General features: G+C 65.3%; 14 protein-coding genes. 2 read left to right on the forward strand and 12 right to left on the reverse strand.

All coding sequences use genetic code 11. The annotated features are described in order from the left end of the window. Positions 1–81 precede the first annotated feature (81 nt). Positions 82–921, forward strand: coding sequence for an IS5 family transposase (locus PVE36_RS15500; protein WP_277453581.1), 840 nt, complete (start codon positions 82–84; stop codon positions 919–921). 74 nt (positions 922–995) lie between these two features. Here PVE36_RS15500 and PVE36_RS15505 read toward each other — a convergent pair whose 3' ends face one another. From PVE36_RS15505 to PVE36_RS15560, 12 genes are all read right to left on the reverse strand, one after another. Then, positions 996–2,798: an AAA family ATPase gene (locus tag PVE36_RS15505; RefSeq protein ID WP_277453582.1), complete on the reverse strand. Its 1,803-nt coding sequence runs from the start codon at positions 2,796–2,798 to the stop codon at positions 996–998. A 965-nt stretch (positions 2,799–3,763) separates the two neighbouring features. Further along, the gene (locus tag PVE36_RS15510; RefSeq protein ID WP_277453584.1) at positions 3,764–4,810 is read right to left on the reverse strand and encodes a hypothetical protein; all 1,047 of its coding nucleotides are present in this window, start codon (positions 4,808–4,810) and stop codon (positions 3,764–3,766) included. A gap of 38 nt (positions 4,811–4,848) precedes the next feature. Then, positions 4,849–8,001: a type I restriction endonuclease gene (locus PVE36_RS15515; protein ID WP_277453585.1), complete on the reverse strand. Its 3,153-nt coding sequence runs from the start codon at positions 7,999–8,001 to the stop codon at positions 4,849–4,851. Next, positions 8,001–8,999 carry a restriction endonuclease subunit S gene (locus tag PVE36_RS15520; RefSeq protein ID WP_277453586.1) on the reverse strand — a complete coding sequence of 333 codons (999 nt, stop codon included), beginning with the start codon at positions 8,997–8,999 and terminating at the stop codon, positions 8,001–8,003. The genes PVE36_RS15515 and PVE36_RS15520 overlap by 1 nt, the downstream gene beginning before the upstream one ends. A 226-nt stretch (positions 9,000–9,225) precedes the next feature. Continuing rightward, complete coding sequence (locus tag PVE36_RS15525; protein ID WP_277453587.1) at positions 9,226–10,998, reverse strand: class I SAM-dependent DNA methyltransferase; 1,773 nt, start codon at positions 10,996–10,998, stop codon at positions 9,226–9,228. A gap of 110 nt (positions 10,999–11,108) precedes the next feature. Beyond that, positions 11,109–12,770 (reverse strand): TniQ family protein, encoded by a 1,662-nt coding sequence (locus tag PVE36_RS15530; protein ID WP_277453588.1) that lies wholly within the window; start codon positions 12,768–12,770, stop codon positions 11,109–11,111. Beyond that, positions 12,751–12,984, reverse strand: coding sequence for a hypothetical protein (locus PVE36_RS15535; protein ID WP_277453589.1), 234 nt, complete (start codon positions 12,982–12,984; stop codon positions 12,751–12,753). Before PVE36_RS15535 ends, PVE36_RS15530 begins: the two co-directional genes overlap by 20 nt. Before the next feature lie 1,187 nt (positions 12,985–14,171). After that, positions 14,172–15,242 (reverse strand): TniB family NTP-binding protein, encoded by a 1,071-nt coding sequence (locus tag PVE36_RS15540; RefSeq protein WP_277453591.1) that lies wholly within the window; start codon positions 15,240–15,242, stop codon positions 14,172–14,174. 2 nt (positions 15,243–15,244) lie between these two features. Continuing rightward, positions 15,245–17,449, reverse strand: a complete 2,205-nt coding sequence (locus PVE36_RS15545; protein ID WP_277453593.1) for a transposase — start codon at positions 17,447–17,449, stop codon at positions 15,245–15,247. Continuing rightward, the gene (locus tag PVE36_RS15550; protein WP_277453594.1) at positions 17,446–18,192 is read right to left on the reverse strand and encodes a TnsA-like heteromeric transposase endonuclease subunit; all 747 of its coding nucleotides are present in this window, start codon (positions 18,190–18,192) and stop codon (positions 17,446–17,448) included. The genes PVE36_RS15545 and PVE36_RS15550 overlap by 4 nt, the downstream gene beginning before the upstream one ends. Positions 18,193–19,680: 1,488 nt before the next feature. Beyond that, positions 19,681–21,948: a replicative DNA helicase gene (gene dnaB / locus PVE36_RS15555; protein WP_277455876.1), complete on the reverse strand. Its 2,268-nt coding sequence runs from the start codon at positions 21,946–21,948 to the stop codon at positions 19,681–19,683. A 412-nt stretch (positions 21,949–22,360) separates the two neighbouring features. Then, positions 22,361–22,636: a DUF2277 domain-containing protein gene (locus tag PVE36_RS15560; protein ID WP_277453595.1), complete on the reverse strand. Its 276-nt coding sequence runs from the start codon at positions 22,634–22,636 to the stop codon at positions 22,361–22,363. A gap of 92 nt (positions 22,637–22,728) precedes the next feature. On the opposite strand from PVE36_RS15560, the gene PVE36_RS15565 reads away from it, so the two are divergent. After that, on the forward strand, positions 22,729–24,210 hold the full coding sequence (locus PVE36_RS15565) for a DHA2 family efflux MFS transporter permease subunit (protein ID WP_277453596.1): 1,482 nt from the start codon (positions 22,729–22,731) through the stop codon (positions 24,208–24,210). Positions 24,211–24,237: the final 27 nt, after the last annotated feature.

The following is a 24,237-nucleotide window of genomic DNA, read 5'->3' on the forward strand; positions in this document are numbered from 1 at the left end:
CCGGGGCCGCCGCACCGCGCCCGGACGGGTACGGCGCGGCGGCCCCGCCCTTCTTCTCGACGACGACGATCACAAGACCACGTGCCCGTCCTGCCCGGCTTCATCGCCGACCCTCTGTGGGAACAGTTCCGAGCCCTGCTGCCCGAACGCAACATCAACCACCCTTTGGGGTGTCACCGCCCGCGCATCCCAGACCGGGTCGTCTTTGACAAGCTTCTGGCCCGCCTCGTCCTGGGAGGTACCTACCAGCAGCACGCCGATGAGACCTGCTCGGCGACCACGATGCGAGCCCGCCGGGACGAGTGGATCCGTGCCGGCGTGTTCGAGCGGCTCCACCACCTGGCGCTGGAAGCCTACGACCAGGCTGTCGGCCTCGACCTGGACAACCTCGTGGTCGACGGATGCATCGTCAAGGCACCGTGCGGAGGAGAGAACACCGGCCGCAGCCCTGTCGACCGCGGCAAATCGGGTCTCAAGAGATCGGTGCTCGTGGACGGCGGCGGGATTCCGATCGGATGGGTGCTGGCCGGGGCCAACAGGAACGACTCTCCGCTCCTGCGTCCGACGCTAGAGACCCTCGCCGTGTTCGGATTCAGGCTTCCTGAGGTCATGACGGTTCACCTGGATGCGGGCTATGACTCGGCTCGGACCCGGGATCTTCTCTCCGAGCTGGGCTGCACCCCGAACATCACTCCCAAGGGGGTATTTCTGCCTATCAACCACACTCGTCGATGGGTCGTCGAGCGGACCAACTCATGGCACAACAGAGGGTTCTCGGCGCTGGCGAGGGTGACCGACCGGCAAGGGTGCGTGCAGAACGCCTGGGTGGCGCTGGCCAGCGCGATCATCATCATCCGCCGCCTGGTCCGGCAGTCCTGGAAGCGCTACCGGTGGGACTCTCGTCCTGCCCGGTGCCCCTGATCCATACGCCGTCCTATCCGCGCGAGCTCTAAGGTCTGGCGGCTTGCCCTAAGGTCGCGGGCATCACGTGAGGGTCAGAACGGGGGGTCGTCCGGTGCCCGCCAGTCGGAAACGTACGTTTTGCTAAGGATGCTGTCCGGCAAGGAGTCGTTCTGCCCGTCCCCGTCGGGACCGTCGACCAATCCCTCGCCGCGGATTGCTCGGACGAGCGCGTCAATTCGTTCGCCGGGGCTGCCCGTGAAGTCGAAGTCGGCCAAGCGGTGCGCAGCGTACCTCGCGCGAAGCGGTTTCGACTCGCCGACGGAGGCGACAGCCTCGTCGTGTAGCCGTGTCCACGCGTCGCCGAACAGCGCCTTCATGCCACCCTCGAAGTTCGGGTCGAGGGTGGCATATCCTTGGCCAACATAGAGAGGATCGCCCAGAACCGTCGCGGCCTCCGCGGGGTCTCCCTCCGAATCTAGCGCCGTAGCAATATCCAGCCGCTTGGCGAGCAGTTGCGCGTCGCTGCCCTTGTCGGAGTCGGTGTCGAACATGCAGAAGCACTCAATGCCGAGGGCGGTGTAAAGACGGTGCCACTTGGCAATGTTGCCGATGCCCTCAACCGAGACCACAGCAACACCCTCCCTGAGGACGTCGAGACCGCGGGCCCTGAGCAACTCGGGCAACGCCAAGGACTCCGTCCTCCCCTCGACAAGGACGCAGCGCCTCGCGAAGAGGCCGCTGACGATCTCCGTCGTCGCGCCGGCCGCGTAAAACGGCCCAACCGTCTCAGGCAGCGTCTTGTCCGGGTCCGCACCCCGCCTGACCAAGACTGCCGCCAGCTCGTCAACGGACCTCTGCACCACCTGGGTCGCGCCGCTCCCGTCCTTGCTTACCATCACCAGATTTTCCGGCCTGGCCAGGTCGACGAAGTGCGGCGAGTGGGTCGTCACCACCACCTGGAGCCCGGGTGCCGCCAGGCGGTTCAGCCTCGTCGCCAGCCACTGCTGCGCCAGCGGATGCAGATTAGCCTCCGGCTCATCGATCACAAGCACCGTGCCCTCCGATTGCCCATAGGCCACCGCGTAGGCGTAGGCGAACGCCAACGCGAGAATCTGCGATTGACCGGTCCCGAGCTCGTCGAAACTCCTCACCTCTCCATCGAGGGTGGGGTGGATTCGGAGTGAACGAAAGAAGTTGCTTGGGTCATAGGCGCTAAAGTCGACATCTAGCCTGTAGGGCAGGTTCTGGCCAAACTCTTCAGCCGTCTCCGCAAGCAAGTCCTTAAACTTGGCGAACTCCGGAACTGAGCTGAACTCTTCAAGCAGGCCATCGAAGATCCTGGCAAGCTGTATCTTCCGCTCTGGGTCGTAGAGCAGCCGCTCGTGGAACCGGTGCATGAGCTTAGAGAGCATTGTGTACTTGCTCGCGTAGCTGAACTGGTAGGCCAGCCGCCGGTCGGCGTCGAGGACGGCGGCCGAGAGCACCGACCTCATGGCGCTGTTCGGCCAAGACTTTGTGCAGTAGGTGTTCTTGCACCTGAAGCGGTATTGGACAGGGTTGCCGTCCTGCCCGGTGTTTTGGGTGTCGTAGACCCAACTGAAGTACTCAACCTCGCCTCCGGAGCAATACGGGCACGCAATGCCAGACACTGCGGCGCCGACCTCGACCGCGATGCCATCACTATCACGCCCGTGAAAATCGTGCTCCTCCAACCGTCGCGTCCCTGGCCAGTAGTCCCCAAAAAGTAAGTCCAGGGCGCGGGTGATATTGCTCTTGCCGGCGTTATTCTCGCCCAACAGCACCAAGGCGCCGGTCTCAGGGAAGCGAATCGTCACACTCTCGCCCCCTATCGAACGCAGGTTCTTGACGCTCAGTTCCTCGATCCGTGGCGACACCGTCGCTCCTTCCAAGCCTTGGGCGCACCAGTCTTCCCTACCCGACGATCTATCCGCCACGAGTGATGCCGTAATTTTTGGCTGCCAGCAGACCTTGCCTGCATTCTGTGCATGGTAAAAGCCACTCGTCATTCCCAAACTTATCGGGTCATGGCGACAGGCGATCCAGAGAATCTAGCCTCAGGTCCGCTAGCCGCCGACTCCCAGAGATCTAACTCAGTGGCAGACCATTTCCGGTCGGGTGCGAGGATGCCAACGGCCCGGCCCGGGACCGTGGGACTCGGCCAACCGTCAGTCAAAATAGCTGAGGGCTACGGATTCTCGGTCACTCACAACATGACGTTCTTGCTGCGTACCGAGGCAGCGTTGTGCAAAGTATCCAAGTCTCGTCTCACGGCAACCTCCTCGCGTTGCCGCGTCGGCTGGCATGGGGCCGTCCCGCAGAGAATCAGTTGGCGGTAATCGGGACCGTGATGTTGTCGGGCGCGACAACCACGCCGTTATTGATGAGATAGCACTCCACCAGGTGCTCGCCGCGAAACTGGGTCCTCTCCCGTCGCTCGCTCCCGACGCCCGGGCCGACGATCTGCCCGCGGACGCTGTCTCGCCGCTCGGCCTCTCGTACGGCTTCACCTAAGCGCTGCTCGACGGGGGCGCCGTCGGTCCGTCGGCGGGTCCTCGCGTCAACAGCAAGAGCGTGGAAGCGACAAACGCGACGCACCGCCTGGTCAGGCACCCGAGGTGTCTCATTCGTTGCTCGTAGCGCCGTCCAAGAACACGCGCGTGTGCGGTCATGCCGCACGGCGATGCTCTCGAGTTCGCGTGTTGTCGCCAAGCCACGCTGCCGAGGCGGTGCCGATCATCGTCGTGAGCCCGCACCGCGCCACTGAGCCGTTCCGCAGGCCGAACCTTATTGCCATCGGCCCGGATCGTGACGACACGACGTACCCCGTTAGCGAGACGGCCTAGTCCAGGAACTCCTGGGTCTCAATGTCTCCGTGCATGTGGTTCTGGTTGCAGTGCTCTCGCCAGAACTGAAAGATGGTGGCTTCGCCTAGATCTTGAATCTGAAAGGTCTCGTCTGTCACGTCTTCGTCATAGGGCGCAGCGAGTCCAGCCTTGGTCCTGCAATCTCCGATCACGAAGTAGTCGAACCGCTTCAGGCCGTTCTGGTCCAGGACCGCCTTGTCGCCGACGAAGGCGTACGTTGCGCCAGGTTCAAGGCCCACCCGATGGATCCAAGGATGGGCGACCTCGTACTCCACGCCGACACCGTGATGCTCGTAAATGTGTGAGGGGGAGACATGCTCGGCCGGAACCCAAAGTGGGATCCGTCCCTTTCGATTCTCGGTGCGCTCCCGGTAGACCTCCAGCACTAGGTCAGGCGGCGCTCCGTCCGATGACTGGTCGAGGCGGAGGCCAAGTCGACCAGTTCCCGACATGGCTATGCGTTGAAGGTCGGCGTCCTTCTCGATCCGATCAAGGCTAGTGAAGTAGGCGAATCTGCAGTTAGCCAACTCTCTCGTGCCTTGAAAGTTCCAGGCGGAACCCCAGACTTCCTGGCTCTCTAAGATGAGCGACCTACTGCTCTTGCTGGTGTGGTGGTACAGCCGAAGGTTGAAGCCGCCATCCGTGCGAACGCGAGCCCGGCCGGCCTTGAGCCGGTCGAGGTTTCGCGGTCCGTGGATGGTGCACCGGTAGATCTGGGATCGGTCGGTCAGCGAGGCGACATGGCTATCACCTTGGACGTCGACGCGGATGACCACATCCCTGCCCCAACGGTTGGCTACGGCAAGGTGGAGTTGGGTATAACCAGGCTCGTCGAGCAACAGAATCGGCGCGTAGAACGACTGCGGCTGCAGCCAGAAGGTTCCCGAGCCTTGCACGACAACCTGGTCGGGCAGAAGCAAGGAGCGGTCACGCCCGTGCACGAGCCGCAACTTGATGAAGCCGCGATAGGCGCCCTCCTCTGGTTCGTCCAGATCGTCAATATGCCCAACCCACGAATCCATCAGTTTCGCAGCACTGGCGCTGGCAGAGTGAGGGGGCCTCAATTGCTGACCTGGTTTGAACCGCTACTGGTGTCGCTTTTCGCGGTCTCGTAAAAGGCATCAGCCAGCGCCACAACCACGCCGTGAGCCCCGGGCCCGTCGCTGAAGAAGTAGTCGGCCATGGTGTTGTGGGCATCTTGGTTCTCCACGACCGCCTCCGTGACGGCGGCTTGGAAGTCCTGCGACTCCATGAACTGCTTCTTCGAGTTCACCTTCGTCTGGTTCACCAGGTCGGGGTCCGCCATCAGGCGCTCGACGAGCCCGTTGACGAACTCACGGATCTGCGATTCGGCGAAGGACTCTGCCCCGAAGAGGTCGTTCATCTTGTCGATGACCACCTGGAGCGCGACGTACTTCGGGTCCTTCTTCGCGCCAGTTCCGGCAGCGCCGATGCCCTTGAGCTCGCCATCGCCGGTCAGGGAGATGTCGGCCGCAGTGGCCTTGTTGTGCTTCACTCCGACCAGCACCACGTCGGACAGGTCCACCTCAGCAGACCAGGACTCGTCCTTGATGACCCGCTCCAGCAGCCGCAGGTAGATCGAGAGCATCTCCATGTACGGGTCGCCGTAGTCGATGATCTGGCTCATGAAGTCGTAGAGACGCACGTACGTGGAGACGTCCTTGCGGAAGAGGTCGAGCTCGTTGAGCACCACCTTGTCGTCGGTTTCGAGGGCCTTCTCGTAGCGCTTCTGGAATGCGGTCTTGGCCGGTGCCACCGCAGCGGACAGCGCGCTGTTGCCCTTGCGCGTCACCCACAGCTCGGCGGTCTTGCGGACCTCGTCCTCGGTGAAGATCCCCGCGTGCGCCAGCTTGTTCGCCAGATGCACCACGACGTACGGGTCGGTCTCGGTCTCGAGGGCCGCGCCCTTGAAGTAGGGCTCGAACGAGGAGCGGATGTCCTCGGGCTTGTTGACGAAGTCGATGACGAAGGTCTTGCGCTTCTGCTCCCCACTGGCCGTACGGTGCGTGCGGTTCAGTCGCGACAAGGTCTGCACCGCGGTCACCCCGGACAGGCGCTTGTCGACGTACATCGCCGACAGCAGCGGCTGGTCGAAGCCGGTTTGGAACTTGTTGGCGACCGTCATGATCTTGTACGTGTCGCCCTTGAACGCTGCCGCAAGATCACTACCCGCGCCGGGGTTCATGTTGGCCTCGGTGAACTCGTCGTCCTTGGTCGGCGCCGGCCCCCACTCGACGGTCCACACCTCGTTCTCGTCCATCGTCACCCCACCGGAGAAGGCGACAAGCGTGCGGTAGTTGTACGAGGCATCCTCCGCGGCACGCTTGGCGATGAAGGCATCGATCGCCTTCTTGTACTTCACCGCCGACCTTCGCGAGTCCGTCACGACCATCGCCTTGGCCTTGCCCTCGAGCAGGTGCGCGACGTTGGCGTGGAAGTGCTCGACGATGATCTGCACCTTCTGGCTGATATTCGTCGGGTGCAGCTGCACCCACCGCATCAGCCCCTTACGCGCAGTCCCTTCCTCGACCTCCCCTTCGCCGGTCGTGTTGGCCTTGCCGGCGATCTTCAGCGCGGTGTCGTAGGACTGGTACCCCTTGAGCACGTCGAGGATGTACCCCTCCTCGATGGCCTGCTTCATCGAGTACAGGTGAAACTCCACCCGCTTACCGTCGACTCCCGTGCGGCCAAACAGCTCCAGCGTCTTGTTCTTCGGCGTCGCGGTGAAGGCCAGATAGGAGATGTTCGGCGACTCCGCCCTCTCCCCCATCTCCGCGGCCAGGACCGACTCGACGTCGACCTGCCCACCCTCCTCGATGTCCTTGACCTCCTCCGCGGTGAGCACCGCCTTGAGCTTGGCCGAGACCTGCCCGGACTGCGAAGAGTGCGCCTCGTCGGCGATGACGGCGAACTTCTTGCCCTTCAGCGCCGAGTCCTTGCGGATCTCATCCAGCGCGTACGGGAAGGTCTGCACCGTCACCGCAATGATCAGCTCACCGTTCCTCAACGCCTGGGCCAGCAGGCTCGACTTCGACGTCGCCCCGGCCTTGCGCACGTCCTCCGGGCTGATCGTCGCCACGATCTTCCCGCCACCGTCGATCTGCCGGATCGCGTCCTGCAGCTGACCGTCGAGCACCGTGCGGTCGACGACGACGATCACCGAGTCGAAGACCTTTACGTCGTCGATGTGCATCCGCGCCAGCCGGTGAGCGGTCCACGCGATCGTGTTCGTCTTGCCCGACCCCGCGGAGTGCTCGATGAGGTACCGCTGCCCCACCCCTTCCTCCGCGATGGCGGCGGCGATGTTGGTGACGGCCTCCCACTGGTGGAAGCGGGGGAAGAGCATCGACGTGCGGCGAAGGGAGGTCCCCGTCGCCACGTCCCATTCCTCCTTGGTCTCGACGATCATCAGTCGGCCGATGATGTTCAGCCAGGCGCGCTTCTCCCACACCCGCTCCCACAGATATGCCGTCGAAGACTTGCCGTCCGCGGCCGGCGGGTTGCCGGCTCCACCTTCGTTGCCCGTGTTGAAGGGGAGGAAGTGCGTCTTCTCGCCCTCCAGCCGCGTGGTCATCGCGGCCAGGTCGTTGGAGACCGCGAAGTGCACCAACGCCCGGCGACCGAAGGACAGCAGCGGCTCGACCCGTCCGTTGGTGATCGGGTGGCGGTCCTTCTTGTACTGGTTGACCGCCTCGTCGAGCGACTGCGTGAAGTCGGTCTTCAGCTCCACAGTCGCCACCGGCAGACCGTTGACGAAGAAGACTAGGTCGATGCTGCGCTGGTCCGCGGTCGAGAAGTGCACCTGACGCATCACCCGAACCCGCATCGCGGCGTACTGCTCGACCGTCGTCTGGTTCAGGGACGTCTCGGGACGGAACTGGGCCATCTTCAACCGGCCACCACCGATGAAGTGCACTCCGTTGCGCAGGATGTTGAGCATCCCGCCACCGTGCTCGAGCGGCTTGTCCAGCGCCGTGGTCAGCACGTCGAGGAACTTCGCCTCCGAGCCCGCAGCCTTCAACGCCTTGGCGAAGGGAGCCGGCTGCGTCTCCTCCAGCCACGCGAAGAGGTCCTCCGGGAACAGCGCCCGCTCCCGGTCATAATCCTTGTCGTTCTTCGCATACAGCCAGCCCTGGGCCTCGAGGTACGCACAGATCTCGGACTCGAAGACCACCTCGTTGTGGTCAGCCATCACGCCACCTCTCGCACGTCGATCTGCCCCGTCACCGCAGCCGTGATCAACGCTGCCCGCCGCTCACGAGAAAGCTCGATGAACTTCTCAGTCTCGGAAATGAGGCTGTCGATCTTCCCTGTCTCCTCATCCAAGTAGGCCGCGATACGGCGCTGCTCATCGACGGGTGGCGCGGCGACCGGCAAGGCGCGGATGGCCGACACGTTGATCCTTCGGAATGTGCTGCCGATCATTGCGCTCTCAATTGCGTGTTGCACTTCCGCCCCAAGCAATGCATACCTCAGGTACACGGGGTCCACAGACGAATTTCGCCGGAGCAGGACCGTCTCCTGGCCGATCGCGAACCTTGGGAGATCTGGAGTGACGATGGAGACAAGCCCGACGGAGACATTACGGATGAAGAGAAGGTCACCGGCTCGCGGCCCTCGGCTTCCGCTTCGCAAGTGTTCGAAGAACTCCGGTGTCGTATACGAGCATGACGACAAGTCGACGGCCGCGCCCTGACACTCGCGAATGCTTGCCACGGGGAAGCGTTCGTCGCCATCGACGAACTCCGCCGTTACGTGGGCGCAGTCGATGACATCGACCAGCCTTCGAAGTTGGGTCCGCTCTGACGCGTGGCCGAGTACCGAATGGGAGATCAGAGCAGCCCTTCGCTCGCGGAGCATCTCGATCAGGCGCTGCTGTTCCTCGATGAGCGTGTCGATGCGAGCAGTCTCGCGGTCGAGGTAGTCAGCGATTGCACGCTGGGCACTGAGATCTGGCATATCGATACGGATCTCACGAAAGTCCCCCTGGCTAATGTTCTGCATCGATGAGCTTGTACCAACGCTCGCTGCCTCCACCTGTGAACGATATTGCTCGGTCTTCGTCCACCAGTCGATGTAGCGGTGATCTGCACCGTTGAATGTGATGGACCAGAGGCGATCAGGCAAGTAGAGGTTCGGGAAGTCACGCCGTACGGCAGCCGCCACCCCCAAGTGCTGCTTCGTGTTCATCCTGCTGACGATCAACGCACCCTCGCGAACTGGACACGAGACCAGATCCACCTCGGCCGCCTCGACCTCCTTATTCTGATTTGGGTCGAATGTCCCGCCATAGACAGCACTCGTCTTAAGCACCCCAACTTCGCCCCTAGGGGCAGGCCAAGGTGCGCCGTTGACGCTGGTCCCGCTCTGCACGGACTTGATGAACCTCTTTAGGGGCACGCCTGACGAACGTGGATCAGTCACCTTCGACCTCCCGCAGAAGGTCGAGGATCTTGGCGACCTGCTTCTCCAGATCGGCGTCGATCTCGGCGAGAGGTCGTGGCGGGGTGTACGTGTAGAAGTGGCGGGTGAAGGGGATCTCGTAGCCGACCTTCGTCTTGGCGTGGTCGATCCAGGCCTCGGGTACGTGAGGTGCAACCTCGGCGTCGAAGTAGGCCTGGATGACTTCGCTTCGAGACGCTCCTTCGTCGCTCCTCAGCGAGCGGTCATCGTCGGGGTCGAGACCGTAGGTGAAGGGGACGCTCTCGGTGTCGCGCTTCTTGCTGTCCGCCTTCGGCTTGCCCTTGCGGTCGGTGACGGGCTCCCCTTCGTCATCCAACAAAGGACGCTCGACGGTGATCGTCCAGTACCCGAAGTCCTCGTTGCTGAGCACCTTGGACTGCTCGCTGTCCGCATCCTTGAACTCGTCGTAGAGCGCGACGACCTTAGCCCGGTCGTCATCGCTGATCTCGCGGTTCTTCGACCCGAGGCTCTTGCGCATCTTGGTCCACGCCGAGGTGCCGTCGATGAGCTGGACCGTGCCCTTGCGGTCGGGGTGCTTGGAGTTGTCGAGTATCCAGATGTAGGTCGCGATGCCGGTGTTGAAGAACATGTTCGTCGGCAGGGCGACGATCGCCTCGACGAGGTCGTTCTCCAACAGGTACCGACGGATCTCGGAGGGCCCGGAGCCGGCGCCACCGTTGAAGAGCGGGGAGCCGTTCATGACGATCCCGACCCGGCCACCGCCGTCCTGCGGGTCGCGCATCTTGTGCGCGAGGTGGAGCAGGAAGAGCATCTGCCCGTCGGAGGTTGCTGGCAGTCCCGGGGCGAAGCGGCCGAAGGGGCCGGCCTGCTCTCGCTCGTCCTTGACCGCCTTGGCGTACTGCTTCCAGTCCACGCCGTAGGGCGGGTTGGACATGCAAAAGTCGAACTGACGGTTCGGGAAGGCGTCGTCGGTCAGGGTGTTGCCGAAGGCGATGTTGCTCGGGTCGTTGCCCTTCGCGAGCATGTCCGACTTGCAGATCGCGTAAGACTGCGGGTTGTACTCCTGCCCGAAGAGACTCAGGCGCGCATCGGGGTTCTGCTCGAGTAGGTGCTCCTGTGCGAGCGAGAGCATGCCACCCGTGCCGGCCGTGGGGTCGTAGAGGGTGCGGACGATGCCGGCCTCGGTCAGGCCGGCGTCCTCCTCGGCGAAGAGGAGGTCTACGAGGAGCTTGATCGCGTCGCGGGGCGTGTAGTGGTCTCCGGAGGTCTCGTTCGCGGCCTCGTTGAACTTGCGGATGATGTACTCGAAGGCGTCTCCCATGTCCGAGTTGGAGACCCTGCTCGGGTGGAGGTCGATCGCCCCGAAGGACTTGACGACCTCACGCAAGAGTTCGGCCTTCTCGAGGGCGACGATCTCCTTCTTGAAGTCGAAGTACTCGAAGACATCGACGTCCGGGGAGAACCGGTCGATGTAGTCGTTGAGGTTGTCCGCCAGGCCGTCGGCGTCCTTGAGCAGGTTGCCGAAGGAGTAGTTCGAGGTGTTGTAGAACGTCCGGCCGGTGGCCTTCTTGACCTCGACCTTGAGCCGGTTGGGGTTGTCGTACTTCGCCGCCAGCTCACGCACAGTCTCGCGATCAGGCTCGAGGAGGCAGTCCAGGCGCCGCAGGATCGTCAGCGGGAGGATCACGTTGCCGTACTGGTTGGGCCGGTACGGCCCCCGCAGCTGGTCAGCAATCGACCAGATGAAACTTCCGAGCGTGCTCACAGACTCCCCCGCGACAGACGACAATCGATGCCCTCATCGTGCCGCACACAATGAGGAGCTGAGCCACTGGTTCGCCGAACTCCCCATAACTTTCCGTGCTCACTTTGCGGCTAGCTGGCCAGCACCTCGCGTAGGGAACGCTGTTGATCCTCGCTGAGCGATGCCGCGAAGCGGCGGTACGACGCCCTGCGATTAGCGGTAGGAGGAGTAACCCATGCGGGGCTGGTCCCCAAATGGCCTTCGGCTACGTGGGTCCAGAGCCAGGTAATGGTGTACGCCTTGCTCGTGCAGGCGGTTCCGGGTCGGAAAACCTCGACCCAGCGGACAAACCAGTCGCCGGCCCTACCCAGATGCCGCACGACTTGTTCGAACGCGCGGTAGTCCGTCACCGGCATCTGCCTCCCCAAGGCGCGCAGAGCTTGGAGAACCCGCGTCGTGTCTGCCGTCTGGCCGGTGGCGCAGGCTTCCGCGGTCTGGGTGCCCACTTCTTCGGACAGACCAAGCCCCGACGCGGCCTCGGCCCAGGTGGTCACGTTCGGGTGAGTGCGCGCTAGGCACAGTGCCGCAAAGGTGCGCACAGTCTCCGGGCGGGAGGTGAAAAGTCCGGACAGGTGCTGGAGATAAAGGTCCTCCGGGATGACTTGTGGGATGTTCATCACCTTCGGGGTCAGGGGGTTTATCTCGTCCAAGGCGCGCGAGAGGCGGCGGCGTGGGGCCTGCACCGCCATGATCAGGCGGGTGGTGGTCGGGTCGGGGAGGGTGTGATCTGCGGCCCAGCCGAGGACGCCGTCTCGCGTGCGTGGGATGTGGTCTGTCCAGAAGGCGAGTTCGGCCGCTGCCCTCTCGGTGGATGGTGCGGCGAGGACTCGGTCTGCGGCGGTCAGGGCTCGTGAACGAAGCCTGGGTTCGGATGGCGGGGCGATGCCCCACCGCGGTGCCCGTGACGAGGTGCCCCTGCGCTGGTCGCGGTTGAGGTGCCGCGCCCAGTACGGCAGGTCACGTGGGTTGTCGGCGGCACTGGCGATGTGCAGTAGGAGGGTGGTCAGGCTCCGAAGGGCGTGGTGGTAGTCCTTGGCGCTGGTCGTCTCACCGAGGACGGTTGCCCGACCCTCGGCGAGGGCGACGTCATATCGGGTTTGGCGTTCGAGACAGCCAGGGTCAGCTCGCGGCGCATAGAGCTCGGCAAGGTCCGTGGGGCAGTGCTGCCCGCGGGCACCAAGGGCGTTGCCACAGATGGGTCCGTGGCCGCTGGGTCGGAGGAAGCCGTGCCGAGTGGCTCGGAAGGGTTTCGTGCAGACGGGGCACGTGCTGACTAGGTAGACCCCGTGACGGGTGCACACGGTCATGGTCGGTAGCCGCCACCGGAGCTGCCAGGTGGCGTTCATGCGTAGGCAGCGTGGGCAGATCTGGGTGCCGTTGCCCGGGAGCCATCCCTTCGCGGACAGGGCTCGGTAGCTGGCAGGTCGATGGTGTTCGAGTCCGGTCAGGTCGAGCACCGTGCCGTCGTACTGGGCCAGGGTTGCGGCGCGTAGCTGCTCGCGCGGCAGACCGGTCACCGCGCTCAGGGCAGTCAACGTGCGCGCTGAGGGGGTGAGCATCAGGAAGCGGACGGTGTCGGTTGTGGCGGTGATCAGACGCGACAGGTCTGCGGGGCGAAGGTGGTTCGCCTCGGCCAGGTGCTCGAGGTAGCTGTCCAGAGCCTGACCGGCCGGCAGCGCCGGTCGGCTGGGGAGGCGCCTACCAACTGCGAAGTCACCCGGCGCCGCGCTCACGCCGCTGCTCCCTTCGCTGTGTGGTGGTGGCCGCAGGTATCTCCTCGAGGCGCTGCTGCCACCACTCACGCAGGACCAGTCGGCCCTCGGGGTTGAGGGCGCGGTCGAAGGAGCGCATGAGTTTCTGCGACATGTGGGGATGCGGGCCGCCTGCGGGGCGCCCGAGGGTCGCGTCGAGCCACACCCAGGCTGCCGCGAGTTCTCGGATGCTCACGGAGCCGGTCTCGAGTGGGGGAAGACGCCGAGTGACACGAACGGGCACGGCCGTCAGATGGCGTAGGTCGCCCCGCACTCGGTGAAGGTCTCTGAGAGGCCCTCGATGAAGGAGCGTGGCGTGAGCAGCCATGTAGCGCAGGGCTGTCGTGTTGGACAACAGCAGGACGGCGACGCGCAATGTTCGGTCGCTCACCGAGTGATGCTGCTGCGCAGCCACGGCCCGGAGGCTGCGCCTACTGGGCCGCTGCCCAGCAGCGAGGGTCGCCAGCACGAGCGCTTCAGCGGTCCTCAGAGTCTGCAGGTAGGGCGGAAGGACAACGGGGTCCTCGCGCAGACGAACGGTGGTGGGTATGTGCTCGAAGTCCATTCCGGTGGCGTCGAGGAGCTCGAGGAGTCCGTGCTCGGCGTCATCCGGGGTGTGCCACGGAGGGAGGGAGTCTGTTTCGGGTCGCCAGGTCTCGCTCATCACGGCGAAGGTGTCGATCCGATCCCGGGTCGTCGCGGTGTCACTCGAGTAGGGCCAGGTCAGGGCGAGGAGGGCCGCTGTCACCGAGGGTGGGCGCGCGGTGATCACTCCGGGCGTGATGGCCCACCGCGCGAATCGGACCGCGCGGGATCGCCACTCAGTGGTCTCCCCCTCCAAGAGCGACGGCCAGTCGGTCCACAAGGCTGGCTCCTGGGCTCGCATGAGTGCCTCGAGGCGGGTCAGTCGCTCCCGAGCGTGCTGGGACTGATCTGCCTGATCCAGAGTCTCAAGAACCTCAGCCTGCACGTCCATGAGCGCACTTGGCGGAGGGAGGGGGTCTGGGTCCTGCCTATCCGCCAGCAGCGCGCCGCATCGGGGGCAGAGGACAACGATGTTGAGCCGCGCGTCGACGGTAGAGACGTCGCACGTGCGGCATATTGCCGGCTGGCCAGACCACCGTCTGCCAGTACGCGCCCGGTCCAGGGATGCCGCGGGGAAGGCGCCAGTCAGGGTTGCTCGACGCAGCCGGTCGGGCCGAGTCCCGGTCTGCTGGGCCAGGCTGGTGATCATCGCCGCAGGCGGGTCCTCACAGATGCGGGTGAGTTGGGCGTGACCCGTCAGCGCGGTCGAAGTTAATTCGTTGGCGACTGCGCACCGTTTCAGGTATGCCTCCAAATCTTCATGGTCCTGTAGGCGTGGTCGGACAGGAAGCCGAGTGGTCATGACACCTGCCTCCTGGCGCTCTGAGCAGGGGCCCCGGGCGAGCTCCGCGTCGTGGTGAGGGCGGTTTCGCCGTCATGGGCTCGCGAGCTCAGTTGGACGTGCGCCAGGTCTTCGCGCTCCAGACGGGTTCGGCCTGCGGTGAGAGCGTTGTACGTGGCTCCAGCCAGCAGTGTGCTCACGTCGCCGATGAAGCCCTGAGTCCGCTTGAAGATCGGGCCTGCTAGCTCGGCGGGCAGGCTGTCTTGGTCAGGCAAGTAGGGACGCATGGTCGTTTCTGCCGAGGCCAGCATCTCCTGCCAGCGTCCGGCATCGCCGACGGTGGCCACGTCGTAGGCGGACAGGTGGTGCTCGAACAGTCTTCCGCGGATCTGAGGGTCACGCAGGGCCGGCCCATTGGTCAGGTTGGCTCCAACCAGGACGAGGGTGCCGCCGAGCTCCCCGAGTTCGGTGTTGATCTGCTTCAGCGCATCAAGGGTCTCCCGGCCAGTGACGCTCTTGGTGTGCAACATGTGGGCGTCATCGACGATGAGCAAGCGCACGCGATGGTTGCGCAGTGCCGTGGTGGTCCGCAGGGTGATCTCGCTGGTGGTGCCGCGGGAGGGGTAGCCCAAGAAGGTCAGGATTGCCCCATGCACGTCCTTGGCCTTGCTGCGAGCCATGAGGGTCACGTAGACGATCGGGACGAGGTCGAATCTGGTGCCGGCACCGTCGGACCACTCCGGAAGGACGTCCGACGTCGAGTCGGGCACCCAGTCGCGATAAAGGTCGGCGCCCCATTGCTTGATCAGGGTGCTCTTGCCGACCGCGAAGGGGGCACTGACGCTGATGATCGTGCGCGCCCCGGGTGGTTCGTCCTCGACCTCAGCCAGGGCTCGGTCCAGCTGAGTGGCCAGGTGACGGTGTTTGGCTGAGTGCAGGGGGTGGCTACGTAGAAAGCGGCGAACCGCCGAGGCGTACTGTTCCCGTTCGTGGCTTGGGGCGGAGTCCAGACGATGGGCGGTCCACGCCTGGGGAGACGGGGCGCGCTTCCCGTCGTTGACTTGGCGGTGCCACAGGTGTGAATCCACGGCTAGCTCGTGCCGCGGTAGTCCGGCCAGGGCGCATCCCAGTCGAAGTCATGCGGCGCTCGTGGCTCACCCTGGGGGAAGGAGAGCACCTGCCCTGGACCTGGTTCCGATGGAGTCTTCGTCGGTTCTGCCCGTCCGTCGATGACGTCGCGAGCCGCGTCGGCCTCGGCGTGGTCGAAGAGGGCTTGTTCGTGCCGCAGTCGAGCGCTGGCCAGCTGGGCACGCCACTCATCGGCGTTTGGCGGGGTGGTCAGCTCGGTGAGGGCATCGACGATCTCGAGCATGGTGCCGCGCTTGGTGATGGCGTTGTTGCCACCTCGTTCCCTGATGAGTTGACGTGCCCTCGCGACGACGGTGTCGGTCAAGGGAGCGTTGACCAGGTGGGCTTGCCGCCACTGCATTTCATGGACGCGCCCATCGTGGCGCGAGCGGTGCCACAGCCGGCTGCGATCGTGTGGGTCGTAGAAGAAGGGCACCTTGTCGTCACGGGACCGGAATGTTCGCGGGGCCAGGCCGTACAGCTCGTCCATGATCGGCCCGTCATAGGTCAGACCGCGGTAGGCCACTCCCGCATTGCCCGGCGTGAGCCACCGGATCGGCAGGAACTGGTAGATCAGGTCGGGATGCTGGGGGACGAGGATGCGGCCGGTTGCCTCGGAGAGCATGTCGAACCGCTCCAAAGGCGTGAACCGGCCGCCCTCCAGGGCGGGTAGATGAATCCCGTCGTGGGGGCTGCGGTGGTAGTCCAGGGCAATGAATCGGTGTAGGTGCTGCTGGAGCTCCCGAGCGGTCAGCAACGGTTCGAAGGCTTCGTGACCGACAAAGCGTCCGCGTTCTTGGACGTTGCGGCCCTTGGAGCCGGGCACCTGCTGGTAGGCCCGCTGGAGGGTCTCGTGCCAGCGCTCCACGTGCGCGTTGTCCGTGGGGTGTCCCACGCGCGACGTCAGCAGATCCACACCCAGATCAGCGAGCACGGCTCGCAGATGAGTGCCGACGAAGATCGACCCGTTGTCCGCTCGGATCGACTTCGGGATCAAGCCCGGCTTGATGTGTTCCCCCTGCATCGATCGGTCAATCTTCAGACGCGGGCGGTGGGCCACTAGCGGATGTGGCGTGAAGTCCAGCGATGCAGGAATCCCGCACCAGCGGAAGTCATCGACCGTGGTTCCGTCGACGACCATCGAGAACGGTCGCATCGCGTCATAGAGCGCCATGCCTACTTCAATCGCGTTGGCCGAGCGGGGCACGACGCGGCAGGCAACAATCACGCGGGTGGGCACCGAGATGATCGTGATGATCTCCACCGAGTACGGACGACCATGGAACTCGTCCCACACCAGGCCATCAGCCCGCGTGACATCCACCGCCAGGTGCCCGGGGTGAGTGTCTGGATAGCTGGCATGACCTCGTTGGCGACGCATCTTCGCGCTCTTGTGCTGACGAGCCGTGGACCCGAGTGCCGCGTATCGCGAGGAAAGGTACTGCTGCGTGAGCCGTTGCGGCAGACGAAGATCTGTTATGCCCTCCTGCTTCAGGCGCACGTGCACCCGACGCTCAAGCTCCTTGAGATTGACCTTGCTGGCCGACCCGTCGAATCGAGCGAGCTCCTCATCAACGATCCGCACCAGCAGCGGGTCGATCGCCTCGAAGCCCTTCTTGCCGCGAGACCGCCTTCCGTCGACCAAGCCGCGCAGGCCTTCACGCTTCCAGGAGTTCAGCCAGTTCCAGATGGTGGCCTCGGACACTGTGGAATCTCGGATGGATCCACTGAGTACGCGCCGTCCGAGGTCACGATCTTGTTCGCGTTCGAGGGACAACTGTCGTGCCATCGCTTGCACCCGCTCCCGCATGGACGCCCCGAATCCCTCGCCGAAAGGCACATGAGGTTCACCAGGTTGGGCAAGCTCGGGGAATCCCATCCGATACCCAGTCAGCACCTCGAGGATGACTTCGTGGCGAACCAGTGCCTCAGCGCGGGCGGCGTCGTCGAGACTGCTCCACCATGGCTCTAGCGACGCATGGGTCGCCTGCACCTTGGCGTCGGCGATCGCCTTGACTGCAAGGTCCTTCCACACCACGTGTGAGTCATCACCATGAACATCACGCAGGCAAACTCCATGACGCTCTATCGCGATGACGATCGCCGGCCCCGTCGACTGGAGAACACGCGCCCCGACCGACAGCTCAACTCGCGCGGAGCCGCTCATGACGCACCTTCCTCCACGAACCGCAAGACCGTTTCCTGAGTGAAGGCGGCGTTCAGATCGCAGTCGATTGCCCCGAGACGAATCGCGTGCCATACCGCGGACAAAACGTGTCCGTGGCCGTTGTCGGTCTCCAGAACGTCCTCGAGGGTTACTGCGCGACGCCCATTCGCAGATAGGTGAGCCAAGGCCTCGGAGTACCACGGCATCGCCCGACGGAAGCCATCCAGCCACATCAGGTTGCTGCGACGGGTGGGGTGCATGCCTGCGAAAACCTGGTGAGCCCATCCGAACTCAGCGCAGGCGGCTTCCGTCTGCTTCGTCTGCGCCACGAACTTCTCGTCTTGTCGATACTCGGGTCGCACCGCCCACACGGTCACCTGGCCCACAGCAGAGACGCTCAGCAGATCCGGCACCAGTCCGCTGGCATTCGAGTGGCGGCCGACCCCTCGGATCCGCGCGGGCTGAGCAACCAGCCACGCGACGTTCGGATCGCGGTCGAGATCACGGACCAGGTCATGCTCCAAGCCCGATTCCAGTTGGAGATGAGCACCGGTCGTGGTCGAGTACGCCAGCGTGGGGACATGGCCCGCACCGCTCCGGCTGCGGATCCTCCGCACGCTGCGCAGCACCCTCGCATCGGGCGGCCCGAAGCCAACCCAAGGGACAACCCCGCCGCCCAGATCGAACGACCACACGGCGCTACGGGGATGATCCTCAGCGTCACCACAGATAGAATCGGGCACGACGAGTCCTTCGCTATCGCAAATTGCATCAGGACTCGTCCCGAGGGCGTACCCGGTGCAACGGGTGCGCCCTCAACGCGTTCCGTCTGAGGAGACGGTCCGCCGCTCAGACTAGAGCAACTTTCCCCTGCCGACAACGTCATGGCGCACATTTAGCGTTCGTCCACGGCAGCGCACCCCAACCTTCCCCCCAACCACTACCCACCGAGCCTTGATCTACGCACTACCGTAGTGCGTGGCAATGCTCGACCGTCAGGGACGGCTTGCAACGGTAATTGTGCATTGTCCACTGCACGATTTCCGGTGATACTGTGTGTGTACCGCGCAGGACCGCAGCGAAAGATGGGACCCAGCACCTCCCGGCGTCACATCCACGTTCGCACTGTTCAACCGGAAAGGGTGCGTCCCCTTGGATACCGACCTGCAACGTCGATGCGACAACCCTGAGTGCTCAGAACTCCTGACGTGGCACGAGGGACGGGGACGACCACCCCGCTTCTGCAGCGATCGATGCCGGCAGCGGACGGTCGCCAGTCACCGCAGGCTGTTGGACCAGTCCGGCAACCTGTCCGACCAGATCGCTGCCGGCGTGAGCTACCGCCAAGAACGCCGCCTCAAATCGGAACTGTCACGAGTGGAGTGGCTCCTCTCGGCCTATCCACGGATGACCGAGTAGACGAGGCAAGGAGCGACCACCCGACATGGACCCTGTCCACGCTGCCTGGCTGGCCAATCACCAGCAACACAGCCTCCCGCCGGGGCGGAACTGCGCGCGATGTGCTGCCGCCTCGGGAGTGGTCAAGGTCCGCGACGTCGTCAGCAACAAGTTCACGGCGTGGGACTCCTGGGCTGACCCCAGCAGGTCGAAGCTTTGCCCCGCCTGCGCGTGGGCATACCGAACCCCCCGGTTACGCGCTGAGACTCTCTTGGTCGCATACCGGTCGGAGTCCGCCCCGACCTGCCGATCACTCAAGCCCGACCAACTGTTCAGGCTCCTCGTAAAGGGCCCGCTGCCCGCCCAAAACCTGGTGTCCCTCCCCTTGCGAGCCGGACGCCGGCACATTCTCCCCCTGGCGCGGTTCGGGCAGGTCTGCCTGGATGGGACGAACCTGTCCTGGAGTCATGGCGACGCACGCCGTCTACAGCTGGTCGCCAAGCTTCGAGCGCAGGACAAGGTCCGATGGTCGGCGTTCACCGATCCCGCGCCACCCTGGCGTGCAGTGTCCAACTCGGCGGACCCACTTGGGCTGATGCGCGCCTGGGACGAACTCCGCCAGTGGCGCGAAAGCGGCCTGTGGCTACAAGTCGCCCTCTCGGCCACTCACCCAACGCCCCGCCAAGTGAAGCGCCCTAGCCGACACCATTCCCGCTGAGACCCTTAACACGGTCAGCTTGCATAAGCATTGGTTATCAAGCACGGCTCACGCATAACGTCCGGTTTATCTTAGATACAAACGCCTTTGCTCTAATCTTCGCTGCATCTCGACACTAGAAGCCGCCCGAGTCCTTCGCCATGTTCGAGAACCGCGCGTAGTGCCCCTGGAAGCCGAGCACGATGTCGGCCGTCGGGCCGTTGCGGTGCTTGGCCACGATGATGTCGGCCTCGCCCTCACGCTCGGAGTCGGGATCGCGATCACGGTGGAGCAGGATCACGAGGTCCGCGTCCTGCTCGATGGAGCCGGACTCACGCAGGTCACTCATCGCGGGACGCTTGTCGGTGCGCTGCTCCGGTCCACGGTTCAGCTGGCTGATCGCGATCACGGGGACCTCGAGCTCCTTGGCCAGGAGCTTGAGCGCACGGGAGAACTCCGAGACCTCCTGCTGGCGGGACTCGACCTTCTTGCCCGAGGTCATCAGCTGCAGGTAGTCGATGACGATGAGCTTGAGGTTGTGCTGCTGCTTCAGCCGTCGCGCCTTCGCCCGGATCTCCATCAGCGCGAGGTTGGGCGAGTCGTCGATGTAGAGCGGGCTGTCGCTGATCCGGCCGACGACGCGGGAGAGCTTGCGCCAGTCCGGGTCACTCATCTTGCCCCGGCGCAGGTGCTGCAGCTGGATGCTCGCCTCCGCCGCGAGCACGCGCATCGTGATCTCGCTGCGGCTCATCTCCAGGGAGAAGATCGCGGTCGCCATGCCGTGGTGGATCGCCGCCGCGCGGGCGATGTCCACACCCAGCGTCGAGTTGTGTGTCGGGATCATCGACCGACCGGCCAGATACAGGTGCTGGCTGTTGTCGACCTCCACACACCGCACCGGCACCGATGCGATGGGCCGGACTGCCACCACCGCATGCGCACCGAGCTGCGTCCGCAGCTCCTTGTGGCGGATCGCCTTGTGCTCCAGGCGGAAGACGTCGGCGTCCGCCTGGAAGTGGAGGGTGTGGTTTCGAGGCTCGGCCGCGGACGGCCGTCGCGCCTCAACCACCGGCGTGATCTGGAAGCCGAGGCCGGCCACGAGTTCCCGCACATCGTCGAGCAGCTCGGCGGACGTCGCTTCGAACCGCACCCGACCGGCCTCGTCGACGCTCCCAGCCACATCGAGCAGACCGGCCAGCAGCGCTCGACGCTGAGCGGCATCGGCGCGCAGGTACTCCACCGGGATGAGGTGCTCGCTGTCACCTCGTCCCACCACATGAGGTAGCGCCAAAGCGTCGGAAAGAGGTGAATACAGGCCCTCAAGGCGCGCGATCACCTCGGGGTCGGACTCTGCGAAGACATCCCCCGAGCCGTGACCGAGCCACGCGCCCATGACGTAGGGATCCAACGGCAGGTCCCGCGACGGCAGATCCATGGGCTCGGCGAAGGCAACCGCGTGCTCGATCTCCCCGAAGGTCGCCGCGAGCTGCTCGGTCGTCCGCACCGTCTCGGTCGTGCGCCACTGGTGCTGCGCGTCCGCCACGATCACGGACCCGTCCGAGAACTCGACCTCGTAGCACGGGCGGCCGGTCATCACCTCGGTCGCGGCGACCACCCTCGTCGGCTGCCCCTGCGCGTCGATGAGCTCATCACCCACGGCGACCTCGCCCATCGTGGTCCAGCCGGTGGGGGTGGGCAGCGGGGTATCGAGCGCGAGTGCCTTACCCACAGCCGGCCTCGCCGCGATGACCACCATCTGCCCCGGGTGCAGGCCGTGGGTCAGCTCGTCGAGGTCGTGGAATCCCGTCGGCACACCGGTCATCTCGTCGGTGCGACCGGCGGCGACCTCGATCTCGGTCATCGTGTCGTTGAGGGTGTCCCACAGCGGGGCGTAGTCCTCGCCGCCGCGCTTCTCCGCGACCGTGTAGACCTCGGCCTGGGCCTGGTTGACGATGTCCTCGACGTCGCCGCCGCCCTGGGCATAGCCCATCTGGACGATCTTGGTCCCGGCCTCGACGAGCCGACGCAGCACGGCCCGCTCGGCGACGATCTGCGCGTAGTACCCCGCGTTGGCCGCCGTCGGGACCGACTGGATGAGGTCGTGCAGGTAGGCCTGCCCGCCCGCGCGCTGCAGGTCGCCGCGCTTGCTCAGCTCGTCGGCGACGGTGATCGCGTCGGCCGGCTCGCCACGGGAGTACAGGTCGACGATCGCGTCGAAGATCAGCTCGTGGGCCGGTCGGTAGAAGTCCTTGCTGCGGACGGCCTCGTTGACGTCACCGATGGCGTCCTTGCTCAGCAGCATCCCGCCGAGCACCGACTGCTCGGCACCGACGTCCTGCGGGGGGAGCCGGTCCGGGGGAGGCGAGGAGGAGTAGGCGGCGTCACCGTAGACGCTCGATTCCAACTCGCTCGTCGTCACTGTGCGGTCCCCTTCGTCAACTTCCCCGCGACCCCCGCGAAGGAGTCCCGCGCCCCATCAGGAGAGGGACGTCGAAGCAGCCTCGCAGCCGGCACCGACAACGCCAAATGATCCTGTGGACAACCTGTGGGCGGCGTGTGGACGACGCGCCATCGGACTGTGCACACCCGGTGGAGAACTCTGTGGATCTCCTCGTGGAGTCCTCCGCGACACCCCGTCTGACCTGCGCAAACGCCGTCCACCGAGTGTGGAGCGAGATTCTTTTCTCCCGAACTCATCCACAAGCGCCGATGCGGCCCGAGTCACACTTCCCGCGATTGCGCAACCCCTCCGTCGCCCAGCGGTCACCTCGCGGACACCCGGCTACCGGGCGGTCACCAGCGGGGATTCGGGCGTATCATCCGGCGCGCTCGTACCGCTGCCGGGAGCGCTCCCTCGCCTTGGCCGCCTCGACCTCACGGTCCTTGGGCGCGGCACTCGTCACGAGGTGGTCGAGCAGGTGCTGGGTGGCGGCTGCGACCTCCTCGACCGCCTCGTCGAAGGCGGCCTGGTTGGCCTGGCTCGGCTTCGAGGATCCACTGACCTTGCGCACGTACTGCAGGGCGGCGGCCCGGACCTCGTCACTCGTCGCGGGGGGCTCGAAGTTGTGCAGCTGGCGGATGTTTCGGCACATGCCCACCAGTCTCCTCCTCGACACGGTGCGGGGCACCCCCTTCGCCACAAAGCATTTGTGTGGTGCACACGTTTTGCCGGACCATGGACCCCATGCCCACGACCGCGCCGCAGGCGCACCCCGTCACCACGCCTGCACAGACGGCCCTGGTGCTGCGCGTGCTCACGGTCGCCACCTTCGTCGTGATCCTCAACGAGACGATCATGAACAACGCGATCCCGCGCCTGATGGACGATTTCGCGGTGCCTGCGACGTCCGCGCAGTGGCTGACGACCGCCTTCATGCTCACCATGGCCGTGGTCATCCCGATGACCGGCTGGATCATGCAGCGGCTGGCCGTCCGGCGCACCTTCGCCCTGGCGATGGGGTTGTTCTCCATCGGCACGACGGCCGCGGCGTTCGCTCCGGCGTTCGAGGTCCTCGTGGCCGCCCGGGTCGTGCAGGCGACCGGCACCGCGGTGATGATCCCGCTGCTGATGACCACACTGATGAACCTCGTGCCCGTCGCCGACCGCGGCCGCACGATGGGCAACCTCTCGCTCGTCATCGCGGTCGCCCCCGCCATGGGCCCGGCCGTCTCCGGGCTGCTGCTGCGCATCGGGTCGTGGCGACTGATCTTCCTCACCGTCCTGCCGATCGCCCTGGTCGCGCTGTGGGTCGGCCTGCGGCACCTCCCGGACGTCGGCGAGCGCGAGCACAGCCGCCTCGACCTGCCCAGCGTCGTGCTCTCCGCCATCGGCTTCGGTGGGCTGGTCTACGGCCTCTCCAGCATCGGCGGAGGGACCCCGGGCGAAGGGGGCCCCGCCCCCGAGCCGGTCGTCGACCCGCTCGTGGCGGTCGCCCTCGCGACGCTCGCCGTGGCCGCCTTCGCCTGGCGCCAGCGCTCACTCGTGCGCTCGGGCGACCCGCTGATGGACCTGCGCACGCTGCGCTTCCGCAGCTTCACCGGCGCCTTCGTCACGATGTGCATCGGCTTCGCCGCGCTGATCAGCTCACTCATCCTGCTGCCCATCCACCTGCAGGACGGGCTGGACATGACCACCCTCGAGGCGGGCCTGCTGCTCATCCCCGGCGGGCTGGCGATGGGCCTGCTGGGCCCGACGATCGGGCGCCTCTACGACCGGCTCGGCGCGCGCCCGCTCGTCGTCCCCGGCAGCATCGGCCTGACCCTCTCGCTGGGTCTGCTCGCGCTGCTCGTCCCGAGCGCCGGCCCGTGGACCCTCCTGGTCCTGCACGTGCTGCTGTCGCTCTCGCTGGCGCTGCTCTTCACGCCGCTCTTCACCGCCGGGCTCGGCGCCCTCCCGAAGCACCTCTACGCGCACGGGTCGGCGCTGCTCGGCTCCTCGCAGCAGGTCTTCGGCGCAGCCGGGACCGCGACGAGCATCGCCGTGCTGGCCCTGGTCGCCGGCTCGGACCCCTCGGCCGCCGACCTCGCGCGGGGGGCCCAGAGCGCCTTCGCGCTGCTCACCGGTCTCGCGGCGATCACCGTCGTCACCTGCCTCACCGTCTCGACCCCTGCGGCCGAGGACGAGGTCGACGAGCCGGCGCCGGCGGAGGACGTCGCCGCGGTCTGATCGCATCAAGTGGTCACCTGGTGCGGC

The sequence above is a fragment of the Janibacter sp. DB-40 genome (genome assembly GCF_029510815.1).
Lineage (GTDB): Bacteria > Actinomycetota > Actinomycetes > Actinomycetales > Dermatophilaceae > Janibacter.